General features: G+C 70.4%; 7 protein-coding genes and 1 pseudogene. 3 read left to right on the top strand and 5 right to left on the bottom strand.

What is annotated here, in order from left to right; all coding sequences use genetic code 11:
* Positions 1–79: 79 nt before the first annotated feature.
* Positions 80–967 carry a helix-turn-helix transcriptional regulator gene (locus tag ACFWFI_RS38870; protein ID WP_387399990.1) on the bottom strand — a complete coding sequence of 296 codons (888 nt, stop codon included), beginning with the start codon at positions 965–967 and terminating at the stop codon, positions 80–82.
* Between the two features lie 247 nt (positions 968–1214).
* On the opposite strand from ACFWFI_RS38870, the gene ACFWFI_RS38865 reads away from it, so the two are divergent.
* Together ACFWFI_RS38865 and ACFWFI_RS38860 are read left to right on the top strand one after the other, a co-directional pair.
* Positions 1215–2195 carry an aldo/keto reductase gene (locus tag ACFWFI_RS38865; RefSeq protein ID WP_387399988.1) on the top strand — a complete coding sequence of 327 codons (981 nt, stop codon included), beginning with the start codon at positions 1215–1217 and terminating at the stop codon, positions 2193–2195.
* Between the two features lie 11 nt (positions 2196–2206).
* Positions 2207–2557, top strand: a pseudogene (locus ACFWFI_RS38860) (dihydrofolate reductase family protein); the annotation flags it as partial.
* Positions 2558–2641: 84 nt separating this feature from the next.
* On the opposite strand, the gene ACFWFI_RS38855 reads toward ACFWFI_RS38860, so the two are convergent.
* From ACFWFI_RS38855 to ACFWFI_RS38840, 4 genes are all read right to left on the bottom strand, one after another.
* On the bottom strand, positions 2642–3577 hold the full coding sequence (locus tag ACFWFI_RS38855) for an SDR family oxidoreductase (RefSeq protein WP_387399986.1): 936 nt from the start codon (positions 3575–3577) through the stop codon (positions 2642–2644).
* A 154-nt stretch (positions 3578–3731) separates the two neighbouring features.
* The gene (locus tag ACFWFI_RS38850; RefSeq protein ID WP_387399984.1) at positions 3732–4301 is read right to left on the bottom strand and encodes a TetR/AcrR family transcriptional regulator; all 570 of its coding nucleotides are present in this window, start codon (positions 4299–4301) and stop codon (positions 3732–3734) included.
* Between the two features lie 113 nt (positions 4302–4414).
* On the bottom strand, positions 4415–5806 hold the full coding sequence (locus ACFWFI_RS38845) for an amidase (RefSeq protein WP_387399983.1): 1392 nt from the start codon (positions 5804–5806) through the stop codon (positions 4415–4417).
* Positions 5793–5999: a hypothetical protein gene (locus ACFWFI_RS38840; protein ID WP_387399980.1), complete on the bottom strand. Its 207-nt coding sequence runs from the start codon at positions 5997–5999 to the stop codon at positions 5793–5795. The genes ACFWFI_RS38845 and ACFWFI_RS38840 overlap by 14 nt, the downstream gene beginning before the upstream one ends.
* A 353-nt stretch (positions 6000–6352) precedes the next feature.
* Here ACFWFI_RS38840 and ACFWFI_RS38835 point away from each other — a divergent pair, with 353 nt between their 5' ends.
* Entirely contained in the window at positions 6353–7288 is a 936-nt protein-coding gene (locus ACFWFI_RS38835) for an MBL fold metallo-hydrolase (protein ID WP_387399978.1), read from the top strand.
* Positions 7289–7335: the final 47 nt, after the last annotated feature.

The following is a 7335-nucleotide window of genomic DNA, read 5'->3' as shown; positions in this document are numbered from 1 at the left end:
GGAACACCCCGGTGGACGCGGCACGGTGACGAGCAGGGCCCGGTCGTCGTCCGTCGCGGTCAGGGTGGAACCACGGGGGTCAGCCGGGCGGGTTGCGTGTCTGCTCGGGCGTGCGCGCCCCAGTGGCGCGGTCGCTGGTCCAGCTGGCGAGTATCCACAGAGCTTCGGCGGACGCGGAGGCCGGTTCGGGGGTGTAGATGGCGAGGCTCTGCTCGGGGTCGTCCTCGGCGGCGAGGACGACGTAGTCGAGGGTGAGGTCTCCGACGAGCGGGTGGTGCAGGCGCTTGGTCCCCGTGGTGTGAGCGCGGACGTCATGGTCGGCCCAGAGCCGACGGAAGGCGTCGCTGTGCAGGGACAGTTCGCCGATCAGCTCGGTGAGCTGCGGATCGTCGGCATGGCGTCCGGCATACAGGCGCAGGCCGGCCACCGTGTCCCGGGCCGCTTTCTCCCAGTCGGTGTAGAGGCTGAGGGCGGCTTCGTCGAGGAAGACGAAGCGGGCGAAGTTCCGCTCACGGTGCGGCCGGGACTCGAAGTCCGCGAACAGGGCGTAGCCGAGCCGGTTGGCGGCCAGGATGTCCATGCGCCGGCCCTGCACGACGGCCGGGACGTTGAGCGCGTCCAGGGCCCGGTAGAGGGCGGGACGGACCCTTTGCGGGGCGAGGGGCCGCCTGCGGCGTGGCCGGCCGGTGCCGAGCTGGGCGAGGTCGAAGAGATGGGCACGCTCGGTGTCGTCCAGTTGGAGGGCACGGGCGACGGCCTCCAGGACGGCTTCGGAGACACCATGGGTGCGGCCGCGTTCCAGGCGGATGTAGTAGTCGACGCTGACTCCGGCGAGCTGGGCGACTTCCTCGCGGCGCAGTCCCGGGACCCGGCGGGCCCCGGCATGGGGGGTGAGACCGGCCTGCTCGGGAGTGATCCGGGCCCGGCGGGTGCGCAGGAACTCGCGGATCTCGCTGCTGCGGTCCATGCATCCACCGTACGGCGGGCCGGGCGCCGCTGAGCACGCATGGGAGGTACTGGCAGACCCCCGGTGAAGGGGTGCCCCTCATGGCGGCCCGGGCCGGGCCGGCGGGTGGTTGCCTGGATAGCGGGCCCTCCGAGGTGCACCGAGTATGGCAATCGAAGGGTCCGCCTCATTCGCCCGGCGCGTCGCCTCACGGGCCACGCACCACCGACCGGGCCCGACCACCACCACCACGACAAGGGAGCATCCGATGAAGCACGTATCGCTGGGCGGGCTGGACGTCTCGCGCATCGGCCTCGGCGCCATGACCATGGCCGGCACCTACACCACCGGCGGGGGACTCGACGACACCGAGTCGATCCGCACCATCCACCGGGCACTGGATCTCGGGGTCACGCACATCGACACCGCCGAGATCTACGGCCCCTTCCACAGCGAGGAGATCGTCGGCAAGGCGATCAAGGGACGGCGCGACGACGTCGTCGTGGCGACCAAGTTCGGTCTGGTCTCCCACTCCGGCGGCGGCCCCGGCGTCGTCGACAGCAGCGCCGGCAACGTGAAGGCCGCAGTCGAGGGCTCCCTCAAGCGGCTCGGCACCGACCACATCGACCTCTACTACCAGCACCGCGTGGACCCGAATACACCCATCGAGGAGACCGTCGGAGCCCTGGCCGAGCTGGTAGCGGAGGGCAAGGTCCGCCACATCGGGCTCTCCGAGGCCGGCCCCGCGACGATCCGCCGCGCGCACGCCGTGCACCCGGTGGCCGCGCTGCAGACGGAGTACTCGCTGTGGACCCGCGACGTCGAGGCAGAAATCCTCCCGCTGCTGCGCGAGCTCGGCATCGGGTTCGTCCCCTACTCGCCGCTCGGGCACGGTCTGCTGACCGGACAGATCCGCACTGTCGACGACTTCCCCGACGACGACTGGCGCAAGACCAACCCGCGCTTCACCGGTGAGAACTTCCGTCGCAATCTGCGGATCGTCGACGAGGTGCAGGCGATCGGCTCCGAGATCGGCGCGACCCCTGCGCAGACCGCGCTGGCGTGGCTGCTGTCCCGTTGGGGTGACATCGCGCCCATTCCCGGTACCCGCCGGGTCGCGCGCGTCGAGGAGAACACCGCCGCCGATGGCATCGAGCTCACCGCCTCGCAGCTCGACCGGCTGGACAACCTCACCCCTGCCTCGGGCGAGCGCCATGACGAGGCGAACATGGCCCGCATCGACCGCTGATCCGCTGAGCGGAAGAGCCCCCGTTCCGGACCCCGGTGTTCGTGATGACCCATCACGAGCGCCCTTCGTTCACGCTCTCCGACACCACCTTCCACTTCGTCGGCGGCGACCCGGCCGCGGTCCTCGGGCAGGCGCGGGAGGCGGCGCAGGGCAAGGACGTCAGACTCGGCGGTGGGGTGACGACCATCCGGCAGTTCCTCGACGCCGGCCTCGTCGACACCATGCATGTGGTTGTCTCGCCGGTGAAGCTCGGGTCGGGCCTCCGACTCTGGGAGTCACCCGATGAGCTGGGCGACAGGTTCCACCTGAAGGTCGTGCCCAGCCCGAGCGGCGTGACGCATCACCTGTTCTGGCGAAAGTGACGACGGAGCCCGATCGGGGACGTCGGCACAAGCCGATGCGGGCCTTCCGGCACATGAATGCGTACGGCCCGTGAGCGGTGCCCGTCACCGGTACCCGGTCGCGTCCGCCTCCTTGCCGGCGGCGTCGACCTCGACCAGATAACGCCAGCAGTCCGGGCGCGAGCCGTCGAGGTCGGTGAAGCCGTATTCCTGTGCGAGTTGCCCGCTGGAGAGCGACTGGCCGTTCCGGCGCGCGATGTCGGCGTCGCCGGCCAGCGCCGCGACCGCGCGTCCCACGTACGTCGGGCTCTCCGAAATGCAGAAGTGCGGCACCGTGTCCAGCGCGTCGCGCCAGCTGTCCTCGGTGACGCCGAACGCGTCGAGCATCATCTCCGAACGCAACCAGCCCGGGGTGAGCGCCACCGCCGTCCCGCCATGTGGCTTCAGCTCGTGCGCGAGGACGAACGCCATGCGCAACACGCTGTTCTTGACCAGGTCGTAGAAGTAGGAGTTGCGGTAGTGCGCGCCGTTGTACGCGGACGTCCCGTCGGTCATCTCGACCACGAGCCCGCCCGGTCGACGTACCAGCAGCGGCAGCACGAAGTGGCTGGTGATCGCATGGGTGTCCACGCCCAGCCGGAGCAGGCGCAGTCCGTCGTCGAGGTCGTGTTCCCACACCGGCTTGTCGAACGCGAACAGCTTCTCTCCGCCCCAGATGTCGTTGACCAGCACGTCGAGCCGCCCCTGCTCGGCGTCGATGCGCTCGGCCAGCGCACGGACCTGCTCGGGCACCAGGTGGTCGGTCGGCACCGCGATGCCGGTTCCGCCCGCCGCGGTGACGAGCTCCGCGGTCTCCTCGATCGTCTCGGACCGGTCGTACTCCGAGCGCCGTTCCCGAGTCGTGCGGCCGGTGACGTAGACCGTCGCACCCGCCGCGCCCAGTTGCACGGCGATGCCGCGTCCGGCTCCCCGCGTGGCCCCCGCGACCAGCGCGGTCTTTCCGTGGAGGTCCGGCGCCGATGTGTCGGGCGTGAATCCCATTGAGTTCCCTGTCTGTCAGCACGGCTTGGCCCGCGTCCGTCCTCGACGCCGGCCGGTGACACCATGCTGGACCTGAAACCCGACACCTTGTGTCGCATTTCTTCGGCGTCGTACTCGGCGAAGAGAGTCGCCGGAAACCGCCGGTCAGGTCCGATCAGAGCGGGTCGGAGCGGTCGAGGGTTCGGGACACGAGCTCGCGTGCGTACGCGGCGTCCAGTCGGCCGGGGCGGAAGAGGATGCGGTACATGATCGGCGCCACGACACCGTCGATCATCAGTTCCGTGTCGGGCACCGGCTCGCCCCGCCGGGCCGCTCGGTCCAGCACGGCGTCGATCTGCTCCGCGGCGTAGGCGGAACACTGGCCGGCATTGGTGCCGTCCGGGTCCCCGAGCAGCGCGTCCCTGATGTAGGCACGCCCGGACGGAGAGGCCATCTCATCGAGGAACTGCTCCGCCCATGCGTTGAGATCGTCCCGGAGGCTGCCGAGATCGGCGGGATCCGTTTCCGGGCGCAGCCGCTCGACCGCGACGTCGGAGAGGAGTTCCTGCAAGTCGCCCCAGCGACGATAGACGGTGGACGGGGTCACACCCGCGCGGGCCGCCACCATGGGGACGGTCAGTGCGTCACGGCCCACTTCGCCGACGAGATCACGAACCGCGGCATGGACGGACTCCTGCACGCGTGCGCTGCGCCCGCCGGGGCGGGTCATGGGCTTGGGGCTCATGCGTTCCACCTTAATGCGAATCCATTGCTTCAAGGATCTCTTGACCAGCCGCGAAGTGTCTGCCGCGTGCTTCCCCGGGCGGTCGCGAGCCGCCCAGGACGTACGCCCCGCTCTCAGGCCGCGATCGGAGCGAGTCGCCCCGTGCAGGCGGCCGTCTCCTCGTAGGCCCGGCCCACGCGCAGCACCGTCGCGTCCTGGAAGGGCCGCCCCATCAGCTGCATACCGATCGGCATCCCGTCGTGGTCGTGGCCGACCGGAAGGGTCAGGGCCGGTACGCCGGTGATGTTGGCCGGGGCGGAGAGGCGCACGTAGCTGTCGGACACCGCCTCGGTGGTGCCGTCGGCCCATTCGGACGTTTCCTGACCCGCCGCGGCAGCCGTCATCGGCACCGTCGGGGCGGCGAGGACGTCAATCCCGTCGAACATGCGCACCCAGGCGTCGCGCATCATCGTGCGGGCGCGCTGGGCGCGGAGGTAGTCGCCCGCCGAGGTGAGCTCGCCGGCCTCCAGCAGAATACGGACGTCCGGCGCGTACAGCCCGGCCATGTCCCGCAGCGAGCGCTCGTGATAGGCCGTGGCCTCGGGGACCATCAGCCCCCACTGCGTGGCCTGGATGTAGCGCGCCATCGGGATCTCGACGTCGACGAGCTCCGCCCCGAGTTCCGCCAGCCGCTCGATCGCACTGCGTACGGCCTCCTCCACCCCGGTCGCGACCCGGTCGAAGTAGTAGTTGCGGGGCACTCCGACCTTCAGGCCCTGAAGGTCACCTGCTTCGAGGAAGCCCGTCGAGGGTCCGGGCACGCTCGCCGGGTCGCTCGGGTCGTGGCCGGCTGTCGCGGCCAGCACCAGAGCAGCGTCCCGCACGGTGCGGGTGATCGGGCCGACGTGGTCCAGGGACCAGGAGAGCGAGGTCACTCCGGAGCGGGACACGAGGCCGTAGGTCGGCTTGAGCCCCACTACTCCGTTCAGGGCGGCGGGCACCCGGATGGAACCTCCGGTGTCCGTGCCCAGCGCGTACGTCGCCGCGCCGGCGGCGACCGCTACCGCCGAGCCGCCGCTCGACCCCCCGGCGACACGGCTGTGGTCCCAGGCGTTCTTCGTCTGCGGAGTGGTCAGACCGTAGGCGAACTCGTGGGTGTGCGTCTTGCCCAGGAGGACGGCCCCGGCGGAGTCGAGACGTGCGGCCACATGGCTGTCGCGGTCCGCGATGTGCCCGGCCCGGACATCCGAACTCGCCGTGGTGGGCATCCCCTTGGCGTCGATCAGGTCCTTGAGCCCCACGGGAATTCCGTGCAGCGGTCCACGCGGCCCACTCCCCGCGATCTCCCGTTCGGCGCGGTAGGCGGCGACCAGGGCCGCGTCAGCGGCGACGGTGACATAGGCACCGAGCCGTCCGTCGACCGCGGAGATGCGGCCGAGTACGGATTCGGTGAGTTCGACCGGAGACAGTTCCCTCGCGCGCACGGCGTGGGCAGCCTCGGTGAGCGACAGCTCAAAGGGTTGCATCGACGTCCTCCCGTCCGGCCCTGTAGGAGGCCGCAGGGGGCGTGTCGCCGAAGTCGAGCTCGCGCAGCGTGGTGATGACGGAGTGGATGTGGTTGGCCGTCGCGGCCACCCCTTCGTGCCGGTCGCCCTCGAGGGGGAGACCTGCCCGCAGCGCCCCTCGGGCCGCCTCCTGGGGAGTGAAATCGCTGGTCATAGCGCCTTCCGGTCTGTGCGGCGCGCAGGCCCCCGGAACTGCTCCAGGACCTTCGGCACCTAAAAGCGAATCATTTGCTTTAACCGACCGTAGGCCCTACGGTCGGTTAAAGCAAACCGATTGCTTTTAGCTCGGGAAGGATCCTCATGCAGAGCGCCTCCGCGGGCCGTTCGTCTCCCCGCACCTCCACCACCTGGCGTCGGGCCCTCCTGCTCAACGGTGCGGGTGTCGTCGCCGACACTGCCGCTCCCCCGCCACGCCTGCCCGGCAGCCGCGCGCGTCCGACGCCCCCTCGCCGTCGCGAGTCGGCACACCCGCGGACTCGCCACCACCGACAAGTAAGGAAGACAACCATGTCCGCGAACTCCCGGCCCGGCTCCACCACCATCCCTCAGACCCCCGCGTGGGCTGTCGGCGACCACACCGTCCGGCGTATCGACGAGATCGTCCTGCCCGCACAGACCGGTCCCTGGCTGCTGCCTGGAGCGACCACCGACCTCGTGGCCGAAACGCCTTGGCTGCGCCCCGACTTCGCCGACGACCAGGGCATCCTCCGACTGGCGAGCCACAGCTTCGCCGTCGAGGCCGACGGCATGCGCGTTCTGGTCGACACCGGCATCGGCAACGGCAAGCAGCGCGCCAATCCAGCCTGGCACGACCTGAACAGCGACTACGACACACGGCTGCGGGCCGCGGGCTTCGCCCCGGAGACCGTGGACCTCGTCATCCTGACCCACCTCCATACCGACCACGTGGGCTGGAACACCCGCGCCGAGGGCGACGACTGGGTGCCCACCTTCCCCAACGCGCGCTACCTCACCGCCCGTACCGAATGGGACTACTGGGCCGGCGTCGAGATGGAGGAGGCGCGACAGCAGATGTTCCGTGACTCGGTGCACCCGGTCCGGGACGCGGGCCTGTTCGACCTGGTCGACGTCGCGGACGACGGCACGGACATCGCCCCGGGCATACGTCTGCTGCCCACTCCGGGCCACACCCCGGGACAGGTGGCGGTCGAACTGAGCAGCGGGGGTGAGCGTGCGCTGGTCACCGGCGACAGCATCCACCACCCGGTCCAGATGTCGCATCCCGGCCTCTGCAGCTGCGTGGACATCGCCCCCGAACTGGCCGCCAGGACCCGCAATCAGGTGCTCGACGCGCTCGCCGGCACGTCGACCCTCCTGCTCGGAAGCCACTTCCCGCCGCCCACCGCCGGACACGTACACCGTGAAGGCGACGCCTACCGACTGGCGCCGGCCGCCCCCGGGAACACCACCGTCCGCGGCTGAACCCGGCAGACCGAGGATCGGACACCACGCGGGCGAGAGGCCAAGGC

Source organism: Streptomyces sp. NPDC060209 (genome assembly GCF_042728155.1).
Taxonomy (GTDB): domain Bacteria; phylum Actinomycetota; class Actinomycetes; order Streptomycetales; family Streptomycetaceae; genus Streptomyces.
The sequence above is the reverse complement of the archived record's forward strand: the minus strand, read 5'-3'. Positions and strand labels throughout refer to the sequence as shown.